The sequence below is a fragment of the Xylocopilactobacillus apis genome (assembly GCF_033095965.1).
Lineage (GTDB): Bacteria > Bacillota > Bacilli > Lactobacillales > Lactobacillaceae > Xylocopilactobacillus > Xylocopilactobacillus apis.
This window is the reverse complement of the sequence record NZ_AP026801.1, coordinates 377,789-404,395: the sequence shown is the minus strand read 5'-3', so window position 1 is coordinate 404,395 and position 26,607 is coordinate 377,789. Positions and strand designations below refer to the sequence as shown.

At 36.0% G+C, this 26,607-nt stretch carries 24 protein-coding genes and 2 riboswitches; of the genes, 2 read left to right on the top strand and 22 right to left on the bottom strand.

Annotation, left to right across the window (positions count from 1 at the left end):
* Window positions 1-2: 2 nt before the first annotated feature.
* Window positions 3-1,313 (bottom strand): diaminopimelate decarboxylase, encoded by a 1,311-nt coding sequence (gene lysA / locus R8749_RS01885; RefSeq protein ID WP_317697465.1) that lies wholly within the window; start codon window positions 1,311-1,313, stop codon window positions 3-5.
* 97 nt (window positions 1,314-1,410) lie between these two features.
* A riboswitch (Lysine riboswitch) is annotated at window positions 1,411-1,585 on the bottom strand.
* A 231-nt stretch (window positions 1,586-1,816) separates the two neighbouring features.
* A riboswitch (Lysine riboswitch) is annotated at window positions 1,817-1,991 on the top strand.
* Between the two features lie 94 nt (window positions 1,992-2,085).
* Between lysA and R8749_RS01880 the strand changes: the two genes are divergently transcribed.
* Complete coding sequence (locus R8749_RS01880) at window positions 2,086-3,447, top strand: aspartate kinase (protein WP_317697463.1); 1,362 nt, start codon at window positions 2,086-2,088, stop codon at window positions 3,445-3,447.
* On the top strand, window positions 3,447-4,433 hold the full coding sequence (dapF, locus tag R8749_RS01875; protein ID WP_317697459.1) for a diaminopimelate epimerase: 987 nt from the start codon (window positions 3,447-3,449) through the stop codon (window positions 4,431-4,433). The genes R8749_RS01880 and dapF overlap by 1 nt, the downstream gene beginning before the upstream one ends.
* A 40-nt stretch (window positions 4,434-4,473) precedes the next feature.
* On the opposite strand, the gene R8749_RS01870 is transcribed toward dapF, so the two are convergent.
* The 21 genes from R8749_RS01870 to R8749_RS01770 all read right to left on the bottom strand — a co-directional run bounded on the left by R8749_RS01870 (window position 4,474) and on the right by R8749_RS01770 (window position 26,591).
* Window positions 4,474-5,403, bottom strand: a complete 930-nt coding sequence (locus tag R8749_RS01870; RefSeq protein ID WP_317697457.1) for an Rpn family recombination-promoting nuclease/putative transposase — start codon at window positions 5,401-5,403, stop codon at window positions 4,474-4,476.
* Between the two features lie 71 nt (window positions 5,404-5,474).
* Window positions 5,475-6,410 (bottom strand): DNA-binding protein WhiA, encoded by a 936-nt coding sequence (whiA, locus tag R8749_RS01865; RefSeq protein WP_317697455.1) that lies wholly within the window; start codon window positions 6,408-6,410, stop codon window positions 5,475-5,477.
* 12 nt (window positions 6,411-6,422) lie between these two features.
* Window positions 6,423-7,436 (bottom strand): gluconeogenesis factor YvcK family protein, encoded by a 1,014-nt coding sequence (locus R8749_RS01860; protein ID WP_317697453.1) that lies wholly within the window; start codon window positions 7,434-7,436, stop codon window positions 6,423-6,425.
* A gap of 1 nt (window position 7,437) precedes the next feature.
* Window positions 7,438-8,310 (bottom strand): RNase adapter RapZ, encoded by an 873-nt coding sequence (rapZ, locus tag R8749_RS01855; protein WP_317697451.1) that lies wholly within the window; start codon window positions 8,308-8,310, stop codon window positions 7,438-7,440.
* A gap of 3 nt (window positions 8,311-8,313) precedes the next feature.
* Window positions 8,314-11,148 carry an excinuclease ABC subunit UvrA gene (uvrA, locus tag R8749_RS01850; RefSeq protein ID WP_317697446.1) on the bottom strand — a complete coding sequence of 945 codons (2,835 nt, stop codon included), beginning with the start codon at window positions 11,146-11,148 and terminating at the stop codon, window positions 8,314-8,316.
* 8 nt (window positions 11,149-11,156) lie between these two features.
* Entirely contained in the window at window positions 11,157-13,154 is a 1,998-nt protein-coding gene (gene uvrB, locus R8749_RS01845) for an excinuclease ABC subunit UvrB (RefSeq protein ID WP_317697444.1), read from the bottom strand.
* Window positions 13,155-13,221: 67 nt separating this feature from the next.
* Window positions 13,222-13,872: a YfbR-like 5'-deoxynucleotidase gene (locus tag R8749_RS01840; RefSeq protein WP_317697442.1), complete on the bottom strand. Its 651-nt coding sequence runs from the start codon at window positions 13,870-13,872 to the stop codon at window positions 13,222-13,224.
* A gap of 9 nt (window positions 13,873-13,881) precedes the next feature.
* Window positions 13,882-15,600, bottom strand: coding sequence for a phospho-sugar mutase (locus R8749_RS01835; protein WP_317697440.1), 1,719 nt, complete (start codon window positions 15,598-15,600; stop codon window positions 13,882-13,884).
* Between the two features lie 73 nt (window positions 15,601-15,673).
* Window positions 15,674-16,615, bottom strand: a complete 942-nt coding sequence (gene trxB / locus R8749_RS01830; protein ID WP_317697438.1) for a thioredoxin-disulfide reductase — start codon at window positions 16,613-16,615, stop codon at window positions 15,674-15,676.
* 73 nt (window positions 16,616-16,688) lie between these two features.
* The gene (locus R8749_RS01825; protein ID WP_317698485.1) at window positions 16,689-17,705 is read right to left on the bottom strand and encodes an NAD(P)H-dependent glycerol-3-phosphate dehydrogenase; all 1,017 of its coding nucleotides are present in this window, start codon (window positions 17,703-17,705) and stop codon (window positions 16,689-16,691) included.
* A gap of 9 nt (window positions 17,706-17,714) precedes the next feature.
* Window positions 17,715-18,533 carry a prolipoprotein diacylglyceryl transferase gene (gene lgt / locus R8749_RS01820; RefSeq protein ID WP_425613205.1) on the bottom strand — a complete coding sequence of 273 codons (819 nt, stop codon included), beginning with the start codon at window positions 18,531-18,533 and terminating at the stop codon, window positions 17,715-17,717.
* On the bottom strand, window positions 18,514-19,536 hold the full coding sequence (hprK, locus tag R8749_RS01815; protein WP_317697435.1) for an HPr(Ser) kinase/phosphatase: 1,023 nt from the start codon (window positions 19,534-19,536) through the stop codon (window positions 18,514-18,516). Before hprK ends, lgt begins: the two co-directional genes overlap by 20 nt.
* A 38-nt stretch (window positions 19,537-19,574) precedes the next feature.
* Window positions 19,575-19,943: a phage holin family protein gene (locus R8749_RS01810; protein ID WP_317697433.1), complete on the bottom strand. Its 369-nt coding sequence runs from the start codon at window positions 19,941-19,943 to the stop codon at window positions 19,575-19,577.
* An 8-nt stretch (window positions 19,944-19,951) separates the two neighbouring features.
* Window positions 19,952-20,230 (bottom strand): hypothetical protein, encoded by a 279-nt coding sequence (locus R8749_RS01805; protein ID WP_317697431.1) that lies wholly within the window; start codon window positions 20,228-20,230, stop codon window positions 19,952-19,954.
* 2 nt (window positions 20,231-20,232) lie between these two features.
* Window positions 20,233-21,573 (bottom strand): DUF4097 family beta strand repeat-containing protein, encoded by a 1,341-nt coding sequence (locus R8749_RS01800; RefSeq protein WP_317697428.1) that lies wholly within the window; start codon window positions 21,571-21,573, stop codon window positions 20,233-20,235.
* Between the two features lie 84 nt (window positions 21,574-21,657).
* Window positions 21,658-22,326, bottom strand: coding sequence for a phosphate signaling complex protein PhoU (phoU, locus tag R8749_RS01795; protein WP_317697426.1), 669 nt, complete (start codon window positions 22,324-22,326; stop codon window positions 21,658-21,660).
* A 13-nt stretch (window positions 22,327-22,339) separates the two neighbouring features.
* Window positions 22,340-23,092: a phosphate ABC transporter ATP-binding protein PstB gene (gene pstB / locus R8749_RS01790; RefSeq protein ID WP_317697424.1), complete on the bottom strand. Its 753-nt coding sequence runs from the start codon at window positions 23,090-23,092 to the stop codon at window positions 22,340-22,342.
* A gap of 8 nt (window positions 23,093-23,100) precedes the next feature.
* Entirely contained in the window at window positions 23,101-23,880 is a 780-nt protein-coding gene (gene pstB, locus R8749_RS01785; protein WP_425613238.1) for a phosphate ABC transporter ATP-binding protein PstB, read from the bottom strand.
* A 23-nt stretch (window positions 23,881-23,903) separates the two neighbouring features.
* The gene (pstA, locus tag R8749_RS01780; protein ID WP_317697419.1) at window positions 23,904-24,815 is read right to left on the bottom strand and encodes a phosphate ABC transporter permease PstA; all 912 of its coding nucleotides are present in this window, start codon (window positions 24,813-24,815) and stop codon (window positions 23,904-23,906) included.
* A complete protein-coding gene (gene pstC, locus R8749_RS01775; RefSeq protein WP_317697416.1) occupies window positions 24,812-25,720 on the bottom strand; it encodes a phosphate ABC transporter permease subunit PstC in 909 nt (302 codons plus the stop codon). The genes pstA and pstC overlap by 4 nt, the downstream gene beginning before the upstream one ends.
* Window positions 25,707-26,591 (bottom strand): phosphate ABC transporter substrate-binding protein PstS family protein, encoded by an 885-nt coding sequence (locus R8749_RS01770; RefSeq protein ID WP_317697414.1) that lies wholly within the window; start codon window positions 26,589-26,591, stop codon window positions 25,707-25,709. The genes pstC and R8749_RS01770 overlap by 14 nt, the downstream gene beginning before the upstream one ends.
* Window positions 26,592-26,607: the final 16 nt, after the last annotated feature.

The following is a 26,607-nucleotide window of genomic DNA, read 5'->3' as shown; positions in this document are numbered from 1 at the left end:
TATTAGTTCTCCTTTTGATATTCACAATCTCGGCTTGTTAAATCATCATATGTTTCACGTTTAATTACTAACTGTGCTTTTCCATTTTCAACAAACACGACAGCAGGCCGTGGAACTCGATTATAATTTGAAGCCATGCTATAGCCGTATGCTCCAGTAGCTAGAATTGCCAACACGTCACCGGGCTTTGTTTCCGGCAGGCTTTGTTCATCAATTAAAATATCGCCTGATTCACAATAACGCCCTGCAATATGAACGGTTTCTTTAATCGGAGCTTTTGGGTTATTAGCCAAAACTGCTTCGTATTTTGCTTGATATAAAGCTGGTCTAATATTATCTCCCATTCCTCCATCAACTGTTAGATAGGACTTTAGATCTGGGATCTCTTTGCGGGAACCAATCGTATACAAGCTATATCCTGCTGGACCAACGATTGAACGCCCCGGTTCAATCCAAACTGCCGGTTGTTTTAACTGATACTTATTGCATTGATCAATTAATTCATCCACAATTGCGTTTACAAATATTTCTGGTGCTAACACTTGATCAAGCTCGGTATAGCGAATTCCAAAACCGCCGCCTAAATTTAAAACTTGCGGCTGATAATGAAAATCTTGCGACCATTTATGAACAATTTTCATTAAGTTTTGCACTTCCATCTTAAAGCCTTCTACTGCTGAAATCTGGGAGCCGATATGAGCGTGAAAACCAATTAATTCCATTTGGGGATTTTCCAAAACCATTCTCAACGCTTCAGAAGCTTGATTTGATTTTACATCAAAACCAAATTTACTATCTGCTTGACCGGTTTGAATATATTCATGAGTGTGGGCACTCACGTTAGGGGTGAGCCTAAGCATCACTTTTATTTTTTCAGAGCGGAATTTCAAAATTTGACTTAATAAGTCAATTTCATAAAAGTTATCAACAACGATTACCCCAACCTTATTTTCAACAGCCATTTCCAGTTCTTCAACTGATTTATTATTGCCATGAAAACTAACGTTTTTCATCGGAAAATTGGCTTTGATTGCCGTATACAATTCTCCACCTGATACAACATCAATATGGGCATTCATCTGATTAACAACTTGATAAATTGCAATTGCACTAAATGCTTTACTAGCATAGCTGACAACAGCATTAACATTTCTTTTTTCAAAAGCCAATTGAAAGGCTCGAATTTGCTTTTTAATTTGAGAAACATCATAAACTACGAGCGGTGTTTTAAATTGAGCAGCTAGATCAAGAGCATCAACTCCACCAATTGTTAAATGTCCTTTTTCATTGACAGTATAATTTTCATCCTGCATTAAAGCTTCTCCCTACTAAAAAAGACCCTTTTTACTGCTTACGCAATCGAAAGAGTCTTCGTATTTTCGTTAAACTAAATTAATCTTCTTGTATTAACTTGACGAAAGCGCTCCGCAAATATTTTGCGACAGTCTGTAATTTGTTCAATTACAGCCCAGCTAATTAATCTTCGCAACGATTAACGCTTCGGCAGCCTCCCCTTTCACGATGTTCAACGCTCTTGCGTAAGCTCCCATCGTTAATCATGTTGGCCGCAACCTCTTCGATAACAAGAATCATATTATTATTTAGTCATTAAATCAAGCTTTTTTCAAAACTGTTAAAATTTTTTTCCTCAAAGACAAAAACTTGACGTAACAAATAAAAAATCTTTTAAAGTTCTGCACATTTTTATTTTCTTAAAAGCAAACTTTTTAAAACCTTGAATTAACGCTTTGCATAAAATATTAATCAAATTCAAAATAAAACACTTGATTTCAAATTTATTTAATAATATCATTCTTGTTATCGAAGAGGTTGCAGTTAACAAGAGTATCCCCGTAAGCTTTCGCAAAGGCGATGACCGGGGTGAAAGGGAAAACTGCCGAAGCGTTAATCGTTGCGAAGATTAATTAGCTGGGCTGTAATTGAACAAATTACAGACTGTCGCAAAATATTTGCGGAGCGCTTTCGTCAGTTTAGTTTAGCGAAAACTCAAGTACCCTTTCGAAAGAGAGGGTATTTTTAATAGCAAAAAAGGCGGCTTCAATTAATTAATCTAAGGGGTTAAATATGAAAGTTGTTAAATTTGGGGGAAGTTCATTAGCATCCGGCTCCCAGCTTCAAAAAGTAATTAAAATTTTACAGGCCGATCCAAGTCGAAAAGTTGTTATCACTTCTGCTCCGGGCAAACGTTTCGAAGATGATATCAAAGTAACCGATTTGTTAATTAAATATGCCAAAGCCGTTTTAGCTCAAAAAGAAACGGCTAAAATCACCGAAGATATTTGGCAGCGATATCAAGAAATTGGTGATTATTTTCAGATTCCAGCCGAACTTTTACAACCTTTAAAACAAGAACTGCTCAATCTTTCAGGTCAGCAATTTTCCAGTTCTGATTTTTTAGTTGCTTCTTTTAAGGCTCATGGAGAAAAGTTAAACGCCCAATTATTAACAACAATTTTGCAGAAAAAAGGAATGCCCAGTCAATTTCTGGATCCCAAAGAAGCAGGTTTAATTGTCACCAACGATCCGCATAATGCCCACGTTCTTCCGCAGACCTATTCCAATTTGACTGATTGGCAAAATCGCGAAGAAATATTAGTCGTTCCAGGGTTTTATGGGATCACCGAAAATAACGAAATTGCTACTTTTTCAAGAGGTGGATCAGATATAACCGGGGCAATTATGGCTAAAGGTTTAGCTGCTGATATTTACGAAAATTTTACCGACGTTAATGCGGTTTATGCTGTAAATCCTAAGTTGGTTGCTAATCCCGTTCCAATTAAATCAATGACCTACCGGGAACTACGAGAACTATCATATACAGGATTTTCAGTATTTCACGATGAAGCATTGATCCCCACCATTGAAGCTAAAATCCCAATTAATGTAAAAAACACTAATCACCCTGATTTTCCGGGAACTCTTGTAGTACCAGAAAAAGATTTTAAACCGCAATATACAATTACGGGGGTCGCTAGTTCTAACCATTTTGCAGCAATTTATCTGCATCGTTACATGTTGAACAAAGAAACTGGTTTTACTCTTAAACTTTTGGAAATTTTTTATAAATATCATATTTCATATGAACATATGCCCTCTGGAATTGACGATTTAACAGTTATTTTCGACAAAGATCAATTCACTGATGAGTTGAAAGAAAAAATGTGTGAAGAAATTAAACAAACCCTTAAACCAGACCATTTAGAATGGATTGATGATTATGCGATTATTATGGTTGTTGGCGAAGGTATGCGGAACAAAATTGGCGTCCTTAAGAAGATTGTTGAACCTTTAGCCCAAAAAAATATTGCAATTCATATGATTAATCAAGGGGCTTCTCGAATTTCAATCATGTTAGGAACTAAACAAGCCGATGCTCCTAAAGCAGTAGCCCAAATTTATCAAAACTTTTTTACGGAGGACAAATAATGGTTCAAATTCAAAAAGTTCATGGTTCTGAGAATTCTTTTTTCTTACTAGATCAAACTATTTTGGATAGCCCGCTTACTCAATCCCAATTGGTTAAATTAGCTAAATATCTGACAAATCCGCAAAACCAGATTTTAAATGGTGCGGACGGTTTGTTGGTGGTGAGCGATTCTAAACATCCGGGCACTCTTGGTAAAATGCAGGTCATCAATGCTGACGGCTCAATTGCTTCGATGTGCGGTAATGGATTAAGAACGGTCGCTCGTTACTTAAGCGATAAATATCATGAGGACCAATTTTTGGTTGAAACTCAAAATGCAGATTTACAAGTTAAACGAGAACTTGACTGGTCTGACAATGTTTCTTGCATGAGTGTTGAAATTAGCCCAGTCAGTTTTGCTAAAAAAGATCTTCCATTTGATAATCTTGAGACAAACGAGATCATTAACCGCAAACTTTTGCCAATTGATCCCGAATTGAAATTCACATCAATTGCGGTGCCCAATCCGCATTTAATTAGTTTTGTTGATCAAAAAGTGATGAATAGTGATAAATTGGAACAATTGGGTACATTTTTAAATGGCAAAAATCCTTATTTTCCAGAAGGTGTTAATGTCAACTTTTCCCAGATAATCGATCATAATCATTTATTTGTCAGAACATTTGAACGCGGGGTGGGATTTACTAACGCATGTGGTACTGGAATGTCAGCTACTAGCTTAGCTTTTGCCCTCAACTACCCAGAATTTGAAGCTTTTAACCAATTGTTAACTGTCTCTAATCCTGGCGGTTACGTTCAAACTCGTGTTCATCATGATGATAGTAATTACTGGATGGAACTAATCGGTAATGCAACGATCACTCATTATTTAGAAATGTCCGAAGATGACTTGAAAACTTCTTCAATTAATCCAGAAAACATCGTAGTTAAAGAAACTGTAGAAGACAAAGCCTATCGAGATTTTATCAAAAAGCAAATTAATTAAAAAAAGAGCGAAGCGGCAGGTTGCCATTCGCTCTTTAATTCTATTCCTTACTTAACTTCTCAACTTCTGTTTGAGTTAACCCGGTTAACTCTTGAATATCTTCAAAGGACATTTTCTTTTTCAGCATTTTTCGGGCAGTTTCTTTAATACCTTCCTGAACTCCCTCTTTAATACCCTCTTGTCTGCCTTTAGCGATTCCTGACTTTTCGCCTTTAGCAATTCCCGATTGTTCACCCTTAATCCATTGGTAAGCAAACTCTGCTTCCTGATCTGCTTTTGCTCGTTGTGCTGCATCTAACATTGCTTGTTCCTCCTTTGACAAATTAGTATATTCCACTATTTTGCTGGCGGCTTTTACATGTTTTGGTGCTTTATTTGCCGCGTTACCCTTTTTTAAAAATTCATGCCAGTAACCTGAATTACCTTTGAGTTTTTCTGATGGTTTTAAAAGTTCTAAAGTAACAACCGTCCAAATCGGACGTCCATCTTCACTTTTTAATATGGTCTTATTTTTAATATCATATGGAACAAAGGTATGCAGTGGCTCATCATCTTCTTGAAACTGATTATAATATAAAATATTAATTGAGTATACCGGTCTTAATGAGCTATATTTAACTTCATGTCTGCCGTTTTTTATTTTTTCCAGTTTCTCAATACCAAAATTAGAACTATATTTTTCAGCTAGATAGTGCATTAATCTTTCAATAAAGAAAGCCTTGTGAGCAATCTGCATTTCAATTGTCACTAATGTTCCGTCGGCTAAACGAGCGATAACATCAACTTCTGTGACCTGAAGCCCTGAATTTTTATGAAAGGACCTAATATTATATGGATTGCCAACTTTCGCAGATTCAACATCAAGATCTAAAAGATCATTAATGAAAGCAACAAGAATCCATTCGTTTTCTGGACTCCCAAACAGTTTTTTGAACTGTAAATCACTCGATGGTGCAGTTTTTTTAATCATTTAATTTCCTTTTTCGTAATTTTTTGAATAGTGTTTTCCTACCCGTATAAAAATTACGCAAAAAAATTAAATTATTTACCTTTTAACTGCTGAGCGAGAGTATTAATTTTTCGAAGGCGATAATTAACCCCCGATTTACTAACCGTTTCTCCCGTTTCATCCTTTAAAAGCTGGCTTAGCTGATCTGTTGAAGCTTCTGGATACTTAAGACGCATTTCAGCAACACTTAATAACCGTTCAGGAAAATCTTGAACTCCTTTTACTTGAAAAATTATTTTAATATTTTCAATTTGGTGCTGAGCAGCAGCAATTGTTTTATTAATATTGGCTGTCTCGCAATTTACGACTCGATTAACGGAATTTCTCATATCTCTAACAATTCGTTCATCTTCAAAATGAAGCATTGATTCAGTTGCTCCCGTAATTTGTAATAAATCACTGATCTTTTCTGCTTCTTTAAGATAAACAATATAGCCGTTACGTCTTTTGGTAATTCTAGAATTAAAATCCAGTTTTTTCATAACTGACTGAATTTGTTTTGCCTGCTCTTGATATTGAGTTGCTATTTCCAGATGATAACTAGACTGTTTCGGATCGTTTACACTCCCAGTCGCCAAAAAAGCTCCTCTTAAAAAGCTTGCTCTTTTTTCTGGAGTATTTGTAAATTTAATTGCGGCACGTGTAAGATTATGATCCAAGGAAAGCTGAAATTTATCCATAATCTTATCTGTACCCTCAATAATTCTGATAATGAATTGGCTATTTTTCTGCAGCTTATTCTTTTTGGTCACAATTACTATTGGTTCAAGATTAAATATCTTTTTAAAAAGCACATAAATCCGCCGAGAAGTAGAAGAATTTTCGGTTTTTAATTCCAAAACCAATCTTTGATCAATAATATGAATTGAACCAGTCAGCATCATTAATGCTAGTAATTCACTATCAGAATTAGTCTCTTCAATAGGAACAAGTGTTAGCTCTTTTTTTACATCTTGAGCAAAAGACATCACTTTACCTCGTTAATTATCGTTAGAGAAAGATAAGTCTAAAATTTCTTTCGCTATTTTCTCTCCGTTATGATACACGCCATTTTCTCGTAAATCTAGAAAATCATCCATGATAACTTTAACGCCTAATTTTCTTAACGCCTGAAAATCATCAGCCACTGGTTCTAGATACCCATCACCCGTAGGATGTTTTAAATAACGTTCTGGAATCTTACCATTATTTACTAAAACTGTATTAATACAATTTTTTTTCAGATGGCGATTTAATACCTCAATGTGCATAGCATCAGTAAAGTGCTCTGTTTCACCCTGTTGAGTCATTAAATTACAAATATAGACAACCTGCGCTTTAGTTTTAACCAGTGCTTCACCTAGATTTGAAATCATCAAATTAGGCAAAATACTGGTAAACAAACTGCCGGGTCCTAAAATTACCACGTTGGCATCTAAAATTGATTGAATTACCGCATCAACCGCATGTGGTTCACGACCACTTTCTATTTCTTTAACCCAAACTCGCGAAATCAATTTTTCTGATTCAACAATTTGTCTTTCACCTACTGCTGTTGTCCCATCAGTAAATTCAGCGTGCAGAGTCAGTGGAATATTACTTGCTGGATACACGTGACCGTCTACCTGCATCATACGGGATAGGACCTGAATTGCTGGATAAATACCGCCTCGCATTTCAGAAAGTGCTGCAATTATTAGATTCCCGATTGCATGACCTGAAAAAAACGAATCATTACTTTGGAAACGATATTGAAAAATATCTAACTCTTCTTTTGGTAAATCCGATAGTGAAACCAAAACATTTCGAATATCTCCCGGCGGCACTACGTTCATATAGTTCCTAATGATTCCTGATGAACCGCCATTATCTGCAACTGTAACAATCGCTGTCAGATTAGCATTAAGATCTCTTAAACTGCGTAAAACAACTGGTAAGCCAGTTCCGCCACCAATTACAACAATATTTGGCCGGCGGCCTTTAATAACCCTAACAATTCTATTTTCTCTACTCATCTTATTGTTCCCGCGTTTCTTTTTTCATATCACGGTGAGTAACATCTACCGAATAACTACCAGCAAGGTCATCATGAAGTCTTTGAGCAATTGCAACCGAACGGTGCTGACCACCAGTACAGCCAACTGCAATAGTCAAATTCTCTTTACCCTGCTTTTTATATCCTGGAATCATTTCTTTAATCAATTGATAAAAGCGCTGATAGAATGACTCAGTTTCAGGCTGTTCCATCACATAATCCCGTACTTCTTGGTCAAGTCCTGTCAGCCGTTTTAATTTTTCAACATAAAAAGGATTTTTAATAAAACGAACATCAATGACGTCATCAGCATCAATGGGAATCCCATATTTAAAACCAAAACTTATAATTTCAATGAAGAAAGGCGCTTCTTTTCCTTCTTGAAAAGAATTATAAATCTGCTGTCTTAAACCGTTTGGCTTTAAATTAGTGGTATCAATAACAAGCTGTGCTTTTTTTCGGACACCGCTTAATAGCTCACGTTCTCTTATAATTCCACTCATCAAACGGCCTTCCGGCGCTAAAGGATGATTTCGTCTAGTTTCCTTATACCTAGCTACTAATGTTTCGTCAGTTGCATCAAGAAAGATGATTTTGACCTGATGCGTTTTTTCAGCCAAAAAATTAAGAAACTCACTAACCTGATCGAAGAATACGTTGGACCTTAAATCAATTACTAAAGCAATTTTTTTAATTGATGAATTATTGATAATCAATTCCCAAAATTTGGCAAATAGCGCTGGCGGCATATTATCGACACAGAAATATCCCATATCTTCAAAGCACTGGGCCGCAACTGTTTTTCCAGCTCCACTCATGCCAGTTACAATTACGACCTTGATCTCATTATTCATCCTTTATCCTTTCTTCAACATCTGAGCAAGATATTGTCCGGTGTATGATTTTTTTTCTTTTGCCACTTGTTCAGGTGTTCCTGATGCAACAACTTCTCCACCTAGATCTCCACCTTCTGGTCCAAGATCAATAATATAATCAGCCGACTTAATTACATCAAGATTATGTTCGATAACTAAAACTGTATTGCCCTGATCAACTAATCGATTCAATACATTTAATAAACGTGCAATATCATCAGTATGCAGGCCAGTTGTTGGTTCATCTAAGATATAAAAGTTTTTGCCGCTCGATTTTTTCTGTAATTCAGATGCCAACTTCATTCTTTGAGCTTCTCCGCCAGAAAGATCAAGCGCACTTTGTCCTAATTTTAGATACCCTAATCCAACATCTACAATTGTTTGAAGTTTACGTTTAATTTTGGGATGGTTTTCAAAGAACTTAACTGCTTCTTCGACCCGCATCTCCAGTACATCATAAATATTTTTGCCTTTATACTCAACTTCTAAAGTTTCTGAATTATAACGGCGTCCATGACACACGTCACAAGCTACAAAAACATCCGGCAGAAAATTCATTTCAATCTTCAGGATCCCATCACCATGACAAGCTTCACAGCGACCTCCCTTTGTATTAAAACTAAATCGACCCTTTTTATAACCGCGCATTTTTGCATCATTGGTTTTAGCAAATAAATCTCTAATATCGTCAAATACTCCGGTGTAAGTTGCAGGATTTGAACGGGGAGTTCGGCCAATCGGGCTCTGATCAATATTAATTAACTTTTCAATTCCCGTAACTCCCGTTAGCTTGGTATAAGGTTCTGGCTTACTGGTAGAAAGGTGCATTTGCTGACGCATGGCACGTTTTAAGGTCCCATTAACCAGTGTGGATTTTCCTGAACCTGAAACTCCCGTTACTAAAACCAATTCGCCGCGCGGAATTGTAATACTTAAATTCTTTAAATTATGCCCGTGAGCACCAGTTAATTTAATCTTCTTTCCGTCGCCTTTTCTTCTAGTCTTGGGAACTGGAATGGATTTTTTGCCGGAAAGATACTGACCGGTTAAAGATTTCGGATTATCTTCAACTTCTTTTGGAGTACCTGCTGCAATGATTTCTCCGCCGTGTTCACCTGCCCCGGGACCAATATCAACTAAATAATCAGCTGCCAGCATCGTCTCTTCATCGTGCTCAACAACAATTAAAGTATTTCCTAAATCTCTCATTTTCTGTAAAGAAGAAATCAATCGTGCATTGTCTCGCTGATGCAGCCCAATCGATGGTTCATCTAGGATATACAGGACACCTGACAAGTTCGAGCCAATTTGAGTGGCGAGGCGAATTCTCTGTGCCTCTCCGCCAGAAAGAGTTCCTGCTGCTCGGCTTAACGATAAATACTCTAAACCAACATTTATTAAAAATGTTAAACGATCAATAACTTCTTTTAAAATTGGTTTAGCAATTGCCGTTTCTTTTTCAGTTAGCTCTAAATTTTTGAAAAAATTAATTGATTCTTTAATTGGCTGCTCACAAATTTCAGCAATATTTTTGCCATTGATTTTAATTGCTAGCGCTTTGCGGTTTAATCGAGCACCGTGACAAGTTGAACACTCGATTTCATCCATATATTGATGCATTACTGAACGAACGAAATCACTGTTTGTCTCATGATAACGCCGATCAATGTTATTCATGACCCCCTCAAAAACAAAATCACCATCACTCACATTGCCAAATTCATTGACAAAATGAAAAGGAAAAGTTTTACCTTTTGATCCATGTAATACTAATTCTTGGTCACTGCGAGATAATTTTTCAAATGGTTTATTCATATCAATGCCAAAGTGATCACAAGCCTGCTTTAACATCTCAGGATAGTACTTGCTGGAAATCGGATTCCACGCAACGAGGGCTCCTTCGTTAAGTGTCTTTCTTTTATCTGGAACTACTAAATCTTCATCCACTTGCAACTGCATTCCAAGACCATCACAAGTCTCACATGCCCCAAAAGGAGCATTAAAAGATAACAATCTTGGCTCTATCTCGCCAACAGTGAACCCGCAAATTGGGCAGGCATAATGTTCAGAAAAGATTAAAGGTTCTCCTCCTATCACATCTATATCTGCATAACCATCAGCTAAGCGCAGCGCTGCTTCCATTGAGTCAAAAAGGCGGCTGCGAATCCCATCTTTAACCACAATTCGGTCAACAACTACCGAAATATCATGCTTTTTAGTTTTAGCTAGTTCAAAATCATCAGAAATATCGTGAACCTCGCCATCGACCATTATTCTTACATAGCCTTCTTTTTTAATTCGATCAAAAACTTTTTGATGCTGACCTCTTTTAGCACGGATCACGGGACTTAAAATCTGAATCCTCTGTCCCTCAGGAAGACCTAAAATCCGATTTACCATCTGTTCAACTGACTGACTGGTAATTTCTGTGCCATCATTCGGACAAATCGGATGTCCCACTCTAGCCCATAAAAGTCTTAGATAATCATTAATTTCCGTAACTGTCCCAACGGTTGAGCGAGGATTTTTAGAAGTTGTTTTCTGATCAATGGAAATGGCTGGCGATAGACCATCAATGCCATCTACATCCGGCTTTTCAATTTTCCCCAAAAATTGCCGCGCATAACTAGAAAGACTTTCAACATAACGGCGTCTTCCTTCTGCATATAAAGTATCAAAAGCAAGTGAACTCTTACCCGAACCAGAAAGACCAGTGAATACTACTAGTGCATCCTTAGGAATTGTTAAATTTACATTTTTTAAATTATTCTCCCTTGCACCTCTGATAACAATATTTCGATTTCCCTGGTTTTTCATTAATCCTCCTACTCTTGTGCTTCTAATTCTAAAATTGTATCACGTAACTGAGCAGCATCTTCAAAATCTAATTTCTTAGCTGCATCCTTCATTTGCTGTCTCAGCTTTTCAATAACTTTTTGACGTTCTTTTTTGTTAAGCTTCGTATAATCCACGTCTGGATCCCCGGTTGAAGACTTAACCTCTTCTTCAACAACAGCTGAAATATTATCACGAATTGGTTTAATGATTGTCTTTGGAGTAATTCCATGCTCTTCATTATATTTTTCTTGAATTGAACGGCGGCGTTTAGTCTCATCAATTGCCTTCTTCATTGAATCGGTTATTTTATCTGCATACATGATAACTTCCCCATTTTCATTTCTTGAAGCTCGGCCAATTGTCTGAATTAATGAACGCTCCGCTCGCAAAAAGCCCTCTTTATCGGCATCAAGAATTGCAACTAATGATACTTCCGGGACATCAAGTCCTTCTCTTAAAAGGTTGATCCCGACTAAAACATCAAATTTTCCTAAGCGCAGATCTCGAATGATTTCAGTTCGTTCTAAAGTTTTAACATCGCTATGTAAATAGCGAACTTTAATGTTCAAATTTTTAAAGTAATCCGTTAAGTCTTCAGCCATTTTTTTAGTCAAAGTTGTCACAAAAACGCGTTCATTTTTTTCAATTCGCTTATTGATCTCGCCTACTAAATCATCAATTTGACCCATGATTGGCCTAACTTCGATCTTAGGGTCTAATAATCCTGTTGGCCTAATAATTTGCTCTGAAATATTATTTGTTCGTTCTAGTTCATAAGGCCCTGGAGTGGCTGATACATACAAAATTTGGTTTACGTGCTGTTCAAATTCATGAAGTTTTAACGGACGATTATCTAAAGCTGATGGAAGACGAAATCCATAATCAACCAAAGTTTGCTTTCTAGCACGATCACCATTATACATCCCACGAATTTGGGGCATTGTAACATGAGATTCATCAACCATAATTAAAAAGTCTTTCGGAAAGAAATCAAGTAACGTAAATGGTGGCCCTCCAGGCTTACGGCCATCCATATGACGAGAATAATTTTCAATTCCCGAAGTATAGCCCATTTCTCTTAACATCTCAATATCATAATGAGTTCTCTGTTCTAAGCGCTGAGCTTCTAACAATTTATCATGATCACGAAACCACTTCAATTGTTCTTCTAACTCTTCTTCAATTCCTTTAATTGCGATGCCCATTTGGTTGTCATTAACCATAAAGTGGGTTGCCGGAAAAATTACGATATGATTTCTTTTCCCTAATACTTCACCAGTTAGTGCATCTACTTCGGTGATAGAATCAATCTCATCACCAAAAAAATCAATTCTTACTGCATGCTCGCCTTGAGAAGCTGGAAATATTTCAACTACATCACCCCGAACTCTAAAGCGCCCGCGTTGAAAATCAATATCATTTCTTTCGTATTGAATTTCAATCAGTGATTTTAAAAGCTGATTACGAGAAATCTCCATTCCCGGTCTAATTGATACTGAGTGATCACGATATTCAACCGGACTTCCCAAGCCAAAAATACTTGAAACAGATGCGACTACAATCACATCATTCCGTTCTAACAAAGCACTTGTCGCTGAGTGACGAAGTTTATCAATCTCATCATTAATCGAGGCATCCTTTTCGATAAAAGTATCACTTGAGGGAACATAAGCTTCCGGTTGATAATAATCGTAATAACTTACAAAATATTCAACTGCATTATGCGGAAAAAACTCTTTAAACTCTCCATAAAGCTGTCCTGCTAAAGTTTTATTATGTGATAAAACTAAAGTTGGACGATTTAAATTGGCAATTATTTCAGACATTGTAAATGTCTTTCCAGTTCCTGTAGCTCCCCAAAGAATTTCTTCTTTTTTGCCATTTAAAAAGTCATTCGTTATTTTTTCAATTGCCTGAGGCTGATCTCCTGCAGGCTTATAATCTGTTACTAAATCAAATTTGTTATCAGTAGTTCTTTCTATCATGCAAAATTACTCCTAGATTAACAAAGCGAGGCACCAAAAATGGCCTCGCTGAAAAATGAAAATATTATTATAGGTCAATAATTTCAACAGAAGACATAATCTCCTCTGCCATACCGTTAAGTTTTTTGTGATACAAAAAATCTTCATCAAGCATTTCTGGTAAGATTTTTTTAATAAAATATCGAACTGAGTAAAGCTCTTGAAATTGTAAAATTGTAGTCAAGCTTTCTTCAAACATCGAAAAGTAAACTTCTTCAGGATTTCCTTTTTCAATTTCTTCAAAAGATTCATACAATAAATCCAACTTATCAGCAACTGAAAGAATTTTTCCTTCTAAAGTAGAATCCTTACCTTCAGATAAACGACGTCTAAATATTTCTCGCAAATTTTCCGGAATTTCATTGTCAATAAAGTTTTCTGTCATCGACGATTCGACCGTTGCTAACATTTCCCTTAATTCATGAGAAGCGTATTTAACCGGGGTCTTAATATCACCAATAAATCTTTCAGTATAATCATGATTAAGCGATTTTTCATAAAGCATCCGCCAATCTACAACATTACCATCTAAATTTTCTAAATCTCCCAAAAGCTGAGCAACTTCAGCAACTCGAAATGAGTGAGCCGCAACTGAATGCTTTTCAAATTTAAAAAATCCGGGAGCTCGATAAATTTTTTCTAAATCATTTAAACTGCTGATATATTGATGAAGTCCCATTATGTCCTCCTATGATATATAAGCTTTTAGGGCTTTGATTAAATGATCCAAGGAGTCTTGGGCTGCTTGGTCGTCTTTTCCTTTAGTTCCAAAATAGAACTTAATTTTTGGCTCGGTACCTGACGGTCGAGCAGCAATCCAAGAACCATCTGTTAATACATATTTCAAAACATTAGATTTTGGCATGTTTAATTTTTCTTCTTTACCAGAACTATAAACTCTCAAATCACAATCATAATCTTCCGTTAATTCCACTGGAATTCCTGCAAAATTATCAATTTTTTCAGCTCTTAATTTAGCCATGATCGCAGCCATTTTGTCTTTTCCAGCTGCACCTTCAAATTCTTCTGAAATAGTTTTTTCAATAAAATGACCATACTGTTTAAAAATCTCCTGCAAACCATCGTAAACGGTTTGACCAATAGATTTATAATAAGCAGCAATTTCCGCCATAATCGTAATTGCTTGAATTGCATCTTTATCACGGACAAATTCTTTTAATAAATATCCATAACTTTCTTCAAATCCAAAAAGAAAAGTCCCATGATTTTGATCTTCAAATTCTTGAATCTTTTCAGCAATGAATTTAAAGCCGGTTTCAACTTGAAAAGTTTGAATGCCAAAGGATGAAGCAATATCCTTTGGTAATGTACTAGAAACAATGGACTCTACCAATGCCCCGTCACTAGGCAAATCATTATGAGCTTTTTTTGCGGTCAAAACGTAATTAAGAATAACGGCAGCAATTTGATTTCCTGTTAGCTGGCGATATTCACCATCTGGCATCTTAACTTCTACTCCCAGACGATCAGCATCAGGATCTGTTGCAATTAAAATGTCAGCATCGATCTCTTTACCAATTTGTTTTGCTTCGTTGAAGGTCTCCTCAAACTCTGGGTTTGGACTCGGAGTTTTTGGAAACTCCGGGTCAGCAATTGCCTGATCTTCAACCATTCTAAAATCAGTAAAGCCAATATTTTTCAATGCTTTATAACCAATAACCTTACCAGTTCCGTATAAAGGCGTATAAACAATCTTAGTTTTCGGTGCCCATTTTGCAATCATTTCTGGATCAATACTAACAGACTGAACATCAGCTAAGTATTTTTCATCAACATCAAATCCGATTATCTGCATCAGTTTTTGGTCTCTTAGTTCGTAGATTGAATCCTCTTTAATATGAAAAATATCTGTTACTTCTCTAATATATTTTGTGACAACATCGGCATCAACTGGCGGCATTTGTCCCCCGTCTTCACCATAAATCTTGTATCCATTATAGCGTTTAGGATTATGACTTGCTGTAATCATAATCCCAGCAAAAGTATTAAGTTCACGAATCGAAAATGATAATTCCGGAGTCGGTCGAATATCATCAAAAACATAGGTTTTAATTTGATGTGCGCCTAAAACACCAGCGGAGATAAAAGCAAATTCACGCGAATGATAACGAGAATCATAACTAATAACGACACCCCGTTTTTTGGCTTCGCTTCCCTGCTCATCCATAAATCGTGCCAGGCCTTCTGTTGCCTGCTTCACCGTATAAATGTTCATTTCGCCAATACCAGGTCCTAAGTACCCGCGCATCCCTGCAGTCCCAAATTCCATCGGGTAACCAAAAGCTTCTTGTTTTTCTTCTTCTGGCATTGTTTCTAACTGCCTGCGTAATTCAGAATCTAAATCCTCGTAATCTAACCATTTTTGATATTCAGTTTGGTAGTCCATTTTTTCCTCCAGACTTAAAATAAACTATCTAAATTATAGTCTCATCTAAGAGGAAAATATATTAATTTTATTATCATTTTGCAGCTGGTAAACTTTGAAGATAATCAAACACACCTTTTCCAGCAACTGCTCCTTCACCGACTGCATTAGCAATTTGACGCAAATCTTTTTTCCGAGCATCTCCAACTGCAAAAACACCTGGTACACTTGTAGTCATATCTTCTGGATTACTAATAATCCAGCCGTTATTATCAAGAACACCCAGGCTTTTAAAAGCATCTGTCATTGGAAGTACTCCAACATAGATAAAAATTCCGCTTGCTGGAACACTCTTTATTTCATCAGTTTGTTTATCACGATAAGTAATTTCTGTTACTGCTTTACCATCACCAATAATCTCTTTAACATCAGCATTCCAAATAAAATGAATTTTATCGTTTGCAAAAGCTCGATCCTGCAAAATTTTCTGAGCTCTTAATTGATCCCTTCGATGAATTATGGTTACTGAACGTCCTAAATTAGCAAGATAGATTCCTTCCTCAACTGCTGAATCTCCGCCGCCGACTACTGCAATATCTTTATTTTTAAAGAAGTTTCCATCACAAACAGCACAATACGAAACTCCTCGTCCACCGTACTCTTCTTCACCAGGAATTCCAATTTTTCTGTGTTCTGCCCCGGTTGCTAAAATAACCGCTCCAGCTTGATATGTGCCTTCATCAGTAATAACTTCCTTAACAGTTCCTAAATCATTAATCGTTTGAACTGTTCCATATCGGTAATCGGCACCAAATTTTTCGACTCCATCATACATTTTTTGTGATAAATCAGGGCCAAGAATACTTTCATAGCCGGGATAATTTTCAATTTCTGCTGTATTGTTCATTTGACCGCCATAAATCCCACGATCTAAAAGTAAAGTCTTTAAATTTGATCTTGCAGCATAAATGGCTGAAGTCATTCCAGCAGGACCTGCTCCAATTATAATTACGTCGAAAATTTCTGCTTCTGTCATTCCCTTTTGCCTCTTTTCTTACTTTAAGTAAGTGATAAAAATTATAGCATGCCTAATTATAAAAACCAAATTATTAAATAAATTCGGGTTTTGAATCACGATTCATTAAATCAATGATGCCCTGTTTAAGGTCTTTATTTTCATATAAAATTTCGTAAATTGTATCAGTAATTGGGACTGAAACTCCTAACTCCTGAGCCTCAAAGTGAACTGACTTAGCAGTTGTTACTCCTTCTACAACTTGTCCAATATTTTCTAAAATATCATCAAGCTTTTTTCCACGTCCTAAATCATTTCCTGCCCGCCAATTACGAGAATTAGAACTAGTGCAGGTAACTATTAAATCACCAACTCCAGATAAACCACTAAATGTTAAAGGATCTGCTCCAAGCTTTACCCCTAAACGAGTTATCTCAGCAAGACCACGAGTCATTAAAGCTGCCTTAGTATTATCACCGTAGCCTAAGCCATGAACAATCCCTGCACCAATTGCGATTACATTTTTAAGTGCTGCTCCGACTTCCACTCCAACAACGTCATCGTTGGTATAAAGTCTAAAATAATTATTTTTAAATATTTGTTGAACTGTTTGAGCATGAGAAATATCTCGGGAGGCCACCGTTAAAGCAGTTAAATCTTTCCTTGCGACATCTTCTGCGTGTGATGGCCCTGAAATTACTACGACCTCTCCATATTCAGCTACCGGTAAAATACTTTCAATAACCTGAGAGATTCTCAATTTTGTTTTTAATTCAATTCCTTTTGCCGCATGAATTAAAATTGGTTTGTTTTCAGCTTGGTCAAGATAGGGTTTAATTTGTTCAGCAACAACTCTAATTGCATTAGTCGGTACAACAAATAATACTGCATCAGACCCATTTAAAGCGATCTTTAAATCATGATCTGCTTTTAAAGTAGGATTTATGTGAAACTTCTTTAAATAATGTTCATTTGTGTGGATATTATTAATTTCATCAATTACTTTGGGATTATTACCCCATAAATGAACCTCATGACCGTTCTCAGACAACATATTACCCAAAATTGTCCCCCAAGAACCAGTTCCTAGTACCGTAATCCTACTCATTATTACCTCGTTTTATTCTATATACCATTTAAGTTTTCTGTTTTTTCGACGGACTATAATTAATAATCCAGAGCCCAAAACTAAGATTAAAGCTAAAACTTGCGAAACTCTCATTGTGCCAAACATCAGCGAGTCCGTTCTCATTCCTTCGATAAAGAAGCGGCCAACTGAATACCAAATTACATAAGTTAAAGCAATTTCACCTTGTTTAAATAATTGTTTTCGATGTCTAAGAGCCAAAATTATAATAACTCCAATTAAACTCCATAAAGATTCATAAAGAAATGTCGGCTGATAATAAACTCCATTAATCTTCATTTGATCAATAATAAAATTAGGTAAATGTAATGACTCTAAAAAAGCTCTCGTTGTTATTTCACCATGAGCTTCCTGATTCATAAAGTTACCCCAGCGTCCCATGGCCTGTGCCAGAAGAACTCCTGGAGTCACTACATCTAAAATTTGCCACATGTTAAGTTTCTTATGTCGGCAATACAGGTAAATCACTAATAACCCTGTAATTAAACCGCCATAGATTGCAATGCCGCCTTGTCGAATATCAAAAATTGCCAAAAGATCGTGCTGATAATTTTTCCAATCAAAAGCCACATAATAAATCCTTGCTCCGACAATTGAAAGAGGTACTGCCAAAAGCAAAATATCATAAAATGTATCATCTGGTAGACCAACTCTTCTGCCTTCGCGTAATGCCATCAAAAAAGCAATCACAATTCCGCTCGTAATAATAACACCGTACCAGCGGATCTCAAGCCCAAAAAAATTACCAAAAATCGGATTCAATGTTTCTAAATTAAGCATGATCTTGGTCATTTGTATCTTTATTTAAAGGTTTCGCTGCTGCGTGATCTTTTTGTCTTTGTTCTTCAGATTCATTTTCTTGATCAATTTTAGAATTTTTGGCTATTAATTGATTAAGATTATTATCAAAAGTTTTCGCTGCATCAAATCCCATCAATTTTGAACGATAATTCATGGCTGCTGCTTCAATAATTCCGGGAATATCGCGACCAACTCTAATTGGTACCGTCACACGAGGTACTTCAATTCCCAAAATTTCATCTTTTTTAAACTGGGTTCCAATTCGGTCATATCGGTTGTTATTATCCCAATTAACTAGTTCAACCTTAAAATTAATATCCGCCCGATCTCTAACTGCTCCAACACCAAACAAACTCATAACGTCAATGATCCCTAATCCCCTAATTTCTAACAGATGACGTAAAATTTCTGGTGGTTCACCGATTAAAGAGTTTTGATTCATTTGATGAATTTCTACTCGGTCATCAGCAATCAGCAAATGGCCCCGCTTTAAAAGTTCAAGCGCAGTTTCACTCTTTCCAATGCCAGATTCCCCAGTAATCAAAACTCCCAAGCCATAAATCTCAACAAAAACACCATGAATCGAAACTCGTTTTGCTAATTGATCACTTAGGAACTGCTCCAACATACTTGAAACTTGACTGGTCGCAATTGAGCTTGAAATCACCGGGATCCCATTAGAAGTAGCAACTGCCATTAATTCTGGGGGCACTTCTAGATCTCGAGTCACCAAAAAAGCTGGCGTTTCTGCTTCACACATTTCTTCAAAAACTGCCATTCGATTAAGATGACTAATTGACTTGATATAACTAATTTCCGTTCGTCCTAAAATCTGAATTCGATCTGCTGGATAAAAGTCAAAATATCCAGTTAACTCTAATCCGGGGCGAGAAATATCACTAACTTTAACTTTTCGATTGATAAAATCAATTCCTGATTTAACAGTTAAATTTAACTTTTTAACAACTTCATCAACTGTAACAAAATCTGCCATGAAAACCTCCTCAGTAACTTGTTACATTATACCTAATTTTAACGGCGAGATTTAAAATAATTTTGAACTAAAAGATTAGCACCAGAGAAAATCAACCCTAAGATTAAGGCACTAGAAAAACCATTAATGCTAATATATTCTCCGTGAAGATAATTATTCACCCATGAAGCGCTCAATTCTAATAGTCCAGCATTAAGAATTACCAAAAAAAAACCTAGCGACAAAACCGTAATCGGAAAAGATAGAACTTTAAGAATCGGTTTTAAAAGCGTATTGATGATGGCCAGAAAAAGCCCCGCAATAATTCCAACTTGCACTGAGTTAACAAAAAGCATACCTGGAAAAAGGTATGCCACTGCTAGAAAAACGATAATATTAGTTGCAATTCTTAAAATAAATTTAACCATTTTTGAATTTAAAAGTTACTCCATTCATCATGATCGTGATTACGACGACGATTCTTTTTATCCACTACATACCAATCTCGATGATGATAATGACGATTACGATAGCGATTACGAGTTGATTTAAACAGTCGTCCACCTGAAATTAGATCAATTATCCAAGCAACAAAGGCAACACTAATAATAATTCCTAAAAACTTGAACAACAATCCAAAAATCAAGCCCAATATCGAAAAGCAAACACCCAGGATCAATATTATTACAAAAATTGAAATGAACAGACTGAGCATTATTATTTGTCCTCCTCTGTTAAACTATCTTTTAAATAAACCGAACCAGAAATCGTACTAACTTGAAGATCGGCTGCACCTGCGCCAAGATGTTCAAGTTTCACTATTCGATTGTTTTTCTCAGATGACAAAACATTGATATCACTTAAACGATTGTTAATTGACCCATTTTTTGTTTCTGCTTTAATCACATAACCTAACTCAACTGGAACTGAAATTTTTACAGTCCCATTAACCACATGAGCATCAACATTTTTAGAATATTTACTTAAATGGCTCAAAATTATACTTCCATTAACGCTTGAAAGTTCAACATCGGTCAGACTATCCAAGGTCTTAATCGAGCCATTTACTGTATTTAATAAACCGTTTCTTAATGTACTTTGTTCAACTTTAATTGATCCATTTACATTATTTATTTCTAAATGATCCACGTCCGCTTGATTTAAAAATACAGTCCCATTAGTTGCCGCAACTACAAGATCATCAACTTCAAGATCGTTTAAATCAAAACTTCCGTTCTTACACCTTAAATTAACACTCGATAAACTAGTTTCTGAGGGGATATTAATTTCAATCGTTGCCTCAATTCGATGATGCATTTTAATGTTAAGAGTTGAGCCATTTAATTCATTGACAGTATTGTTTTTAAAAAAATCTTCAGCACTACTATTTCTAATATTACCGTAAACACGATAAGTAATACGTTCATGAATTTGATTATCATCACTCTTATTAATAATAATGTCTCCGTTAAAATTCTTAACTGTTAAAACTTTAACTCTGCTTGCATCATATTCATAATTATTAGTAATTTTCTTTGAACGAGCAAAACCTGGAATTTTTACATTGAAATCACGAAGTTCAAAGTTATTGGAAATGTTTTTTACACCTTCTTTAACCTTGGAAGCAAGATGTCTCGCTTGCTCTTCTAATCCATCAGTATCAATGTCGAAATCCATCCCAAAGAATTTTCGGTCATCTTGAGAATCCATTGTCTTACGTTCTTTTTCTGCCTTAACAAGTTCTGCCTGCAGTTCAGCTAAAGACCGCTCCAGATCATCGCGTTCAGCAGCCTCTTCATCATTAAGTCTTTCAAAATCATCCAGCGTATTTAAAACAGTTAAACGTTCTTTAACTTGTTCGATGCGCTTCTTTAAATTATCAATATAGTCACTAGATTCATCATTCTGATAAGTAGTTTTCTTCGTATTATAATTATAGGCATCTTCACCTGTGCCTTCGGCACTTTCTTCACCCAACTTTTCAAGCAAAACAATTGCTTCTTCTGAAGTGATTACTCCTTTTTTTACCAGATCCATGATCCTTTTACGTTCATCCATGGATAATTACCTCCAACTTGATTACCTTATTATTATGCCTTGATTAAAAGTATTTATCATAAGTCTTGAGGCTGATTTTAAAAATTAGGACATATTATCGGTATCAAGATCTACTAATTTACCTTCAACTAAATAAACAACCCATTCACAAATGTTAGTAACGTAGTCTCCCATGCGTTCAATTGTATTAGCTACTAGCATGTAATTTGTATCGGTCTCGACGGTATCAGTTCTTTTTTTCATATTCTTAATACACATCTTATATACTTCAATTGAAAACTCATTGATATTTTTATCTGAACGGGCAATTTCAATTGCCTGCTGTTGATTTTCTTTAGTAAACGCCAAAAGAACCTGATCCAACATTTGTTGAACATCAAGGCCCATTTGGGCAATAATTTGCTCAATTGGCATAATTCGCTCGAAATTATCTTGACGCAGTAAATATTTTGCAACACTTACTGCATGATCACCCATTCTTTCTAAATCAGAACTTGCCTTTAAAACAGTTATAATTAAACGTAAATCAGCAGTAACTGGTTGCTGTAAAGCAATTAATTCTAAGCTCTTCTTTTCGATTGTCATCTGCTCATCGTTGATCTCAAGATCCCTCTCAATTACTTTTTGAGCTAATTCTAAATCTTGATTTAAATAAGCACCAACTCCATCTTCAATTTGTTTTTCCACCATTTTACCCATATGGGTAAAACCTTCATTTAATTTTTCTAATTCCTCGTCAAAAGTCTGTCTCAAACTTTATTCCTTTCTAACCAAATCTTCCTGAAATATAATCCTGAGTTTCTTGTTGCTCTGGATTTAGGAACATTTTCGATGTTTTATCAAATTCTATTAATTTTCCTTGTAAAAAAAATGCAGTCATATCAGCAATTCGCGAAGCCTGATGCATATTATGAGTGACCATAATAATCGTATAATGATCCTTCATCGAAAGAAGCATATCTTCGATTTTATTGGTTGAAATCGGATCCAACGCACTTGTCGGTTCATCTAAAAGAATAATTTCTGGCCTAACTGCTAATACTCTGGCGATACATACTCTTTGCTGCTGCCCGCCCGAAAGTCCAAGAGCCGAAGAATTGAGTTTATCTTTCACATCTTCCCAAATATCTGCTTCTTTTAAAGATCTTTCACACACTTCTTCTAATTGAGATTTATCTTTAACTCCCGCAATTTTCAGACCATAAACCACGTTTTCAAAAATTGAGAAAGGGAACGGATTAGGCTGCTGAAAAACCATACCCACTCTCTTTCTTAATTTAGTAACGTCAGTTGAAGGTGCATAAATATCTGTATCTCCGATCACTGTTTTACCGGTAATAGTTACTCCCGGAATCAAATCATTCATTCGATTTAAAGTTCGAAGATATGTAGATTTACCACAGCCGGATGGTCCGATTAAAGCAGAAATTTCATTTTTCTTGAATTCAATTGAAATTCCATGTAAGGCTTCAAACTTTCCATAATAGAGATTTAAATTTGTTGTTTTTATTAATGCCATGTTTACCTTTAACCAAAATGTCCAGAGACATAATCATCCGTTAATTTTATTCGCGGACGCATGAAAATATTCTTTGTATCATCATATTCATAAACATTACCATGATGAAAAAAGGCTGTAAAATCACTAATTCTGGCTGCCTGCTGCATATTATGGGTCACAATAATAATTGTATACCGATCTTTTAACTCCATCATTGTATCTTCAACTGCTTGGGTTGAAATCGGATCTAGTGCACTTGCTGGTTCATCCATCAGTAAAATATCAGGTTCCATCGCAATTGCTCGAGCAATGCAAAGCCTTTGAGCTTGTCCTCCCGACAGAGCTAAAGCGCTGGTATGCAATTTGTCCTTAACTTGTTCCCACAAAGCTGCCTGCTTTAAAGTCTTTTCAACAATTGCATCAAGCTTTGCTTTATCTTTTTCACCATGCTGCTTTAAAGCAAAAGTAATATTATCATAAATCGATTTAGCAAAAGGGTTAGGCTGCTGAAACACCATTCCAATATGCTTTCTCATTTCATAAACATCAATTTTATCTGAATTAATATCTAAACCACGGTACATAATTTTTCCAAGAACTTTAGTACCATAAATATTATCATTCATTCGATTTAGCGAACGTAAGTAGGTAGATTTACCAGATCCTGAAGCTCCAATCAGCGCAGAAATTTTAAATCTTTCAAAACCCAAAGACACCCCATGAATTGCCTCATGCTCTCCATACCAAACATGTAAATCATCGGTACTTAGTGCAAGTTCTCGATCTTCTTTTTTTAGATCCCGAATATAAGTTTCTGAATTTTCATCAATCAACTTTGATTCCCCGTCATATGTTTATAAAGGCGATTACCTAGATATCTTGCCCCAAAGTTAAAAATTAAAACCGCAATAATCAATACTGCTGAAGCTCCTGCTGAAACTTGGGAAGCATCCGGGATTAATCCTTCTGAGTTCACTTTCCAAATATGAACTGCCAGAGTTTCTGCTGGTCTAAAAGGACTTAAAGGACTTGAAATATCAAAAATATTCCAATTAGAAAAGTTTAATGCCGGCGCACTTTGACCTGCTGTATAAATTAAAGCAGCGGCTTCACCAAAAACTCTCCCGGAAGCTAAAATCATTCCCGTGATGATACTCGGAAGGGCCGCTGGAATTACAATTTTCCACACAGTTTCAATTCTAGAAAGTCCTAAAGCAAGTCCTGCCTCTCTTTGAGTAAAATGAATCGACTGGAGTGCATTTTCAACATTAGTTGTTAAAAGCGGTAAACTAAAAATTGTTAACGCAAGGGCTCCTGACAATAAAGAAAAACCCATGTGAAATTGTAAAACAAATAAAATAAAGCCAAAAAGTCCAACCACAACTGAGGGTAAAGAACTTAAAATTTCAATCGTTGTACGAATAATATCCGTAAAACGATTCTTTTTCGCGTATTCTGAAAGCCAAATTCCAGCGCCTAAAGAAATCGGAATGGAAATAATCATCGTTAAAATTAACAGGTAAAACGAATTGAATAATTGAATTCCAATTCCTCCACCTGCCTGAAATGATTTGGAAGTGGAGGTCAAAAATTTCCATGAAACATGCGGTAACCCAGTAATTAAAATGTATAGAAGCAATGCTGCTAAGATTAAACAGATAATACCCGCAATTGCATAAAATACAACGTTTGCTACTCGATCACTGAATTGGCTGTCACGACTTTTTTTTGCACTATTCATTTCAAAGAACTCCTCTTACCAATCCAACGAACCAACATGTTAAATAACAGTGACATTAAAAGCAATAGTAACGCTAAGGACCAAAGAGCATTATTTTCTAATGTTCCGGAAACCGAATTACCAATCCCCATTGTCAAAATAGAAGTTAATGTCGAAGCCGGATTGGTTAAACTTGAAGGCATCAAAGCAGCGTTCCCAATTACCATTTGAACCGCTAGTGCTTCTCCAAAAGCACGTGCCATCCCGAAGACTACCGCGGTCATGATGCCAGGAGTTGCAGCCCGCCAAACAACTTTATAAATTGTCTGAAATCTTGTCGCCCCTAAGGCCAAAGAAGATTCACGATAATTTCTAGGAACCGAATTTAAAGCATCCGTAGTCATCGAAGTAATCGTTGGCAAAACCATCACAAAAAGTACAAGGGTTGCAGTTAAGATTCCAAATCCTGTACCGCCAAAAATTTTTCTGATTAATGGAACAAATACTGCTAATCCAACAAATCCATAAACAACAGAAGGAATTCCCACTAGTAATTCCATTACCGGCTGTAAATATTTTTTCCCTGATCTAGGAGAAATTTCCGTCATAAAAGTAGCTGCTCCAATCGCAAACGGAGTTGCCACTAATGCTGAAAAAATAGTAACTAATAAAGAACCCAGAAACATTGGCAGGGCACCAACCTGGGGTTTATCAAGCGATGGGTTCCACTTAGTTCCAAACAAAAATGAAATTGGATTAACTTTATTAACAAAAAAAGTTGCTAAACCTTTAAAGGTTACAAATAATAAAATTGCCCCCACCATCACAATGATCAGCAAAATACAAAAAGTGGTAATTATCTTCCCAATTTTTTCTTCTTTTGTTTTTTTTGAAGTTTTAAGTAAGCTCTCTTTAATTGGATCCATGATTTAGCTCCGGCGCTAATTTTTTAACCTTACCATTAACATCCCGTTCAACCTTCATTTGGCTGGTTGGAATATATTTCATTGATTTAATTAGTTCAGTTAACTTCTCAGACTGTAAATAATTTAAAAAGCTAACCGTGGTTTTATTTGGATTTTTACGGGTATAAAGATGCTCATAAGACCAAATTTTCCACTTATTAGTAGTAACATTTTTTTGAGTTGGGCGAACACCTTCAACTGTAGGCTGTAAAACACTATTTTTTAGATACGCAAAAGAAACATAACTAATTGCTCCCGGAGTTGAACTGACAATTGAAATTGTCATTCCGCTTGAATCTTGTTCCTGAGACGCTTTTGCCGTTTGTCCATTTAGGACAATCTTTTCAAAATTAAAACGTGTTCCACTACCATTAGCTCGATTTACAATTACAATTGGTAAATTTTGACCCGTAATCTTTTTCCAATTGGTAATTTTCCCCGAAAAAATATCTCTTAATTGTTTAAATGTTAAATTTTCTACTTTTACTTTATTGTTAACGACTGGTGCAATTCCCGTTACTAGAAGCCGATGATCTTGAAGCTGTTTAGTATCAATGCCACGTTTTTCTTCCGCAAAAAGATCGCTCATTCCAATATCTACAGCACCTTGCTGAATTTCTGAAAGTCCCGTGCCTGAACCACCACCTTGAACATTTACAAAAATTCCACTATGAGTTTGACTATAATCTTCGGCAGCTGCTTCAACTAGTGGTTGTAATGCCGTAGAACCTACAGCTGTAAGCTGCTGACCTTTAACCTTTACACCGCAAGCAGTTAGGCTCAAAGCCACTACTGGTAAAATTAAAAATAGCAGTAACTTTTTATACTTCAAAACTTCTCCTTCGCTC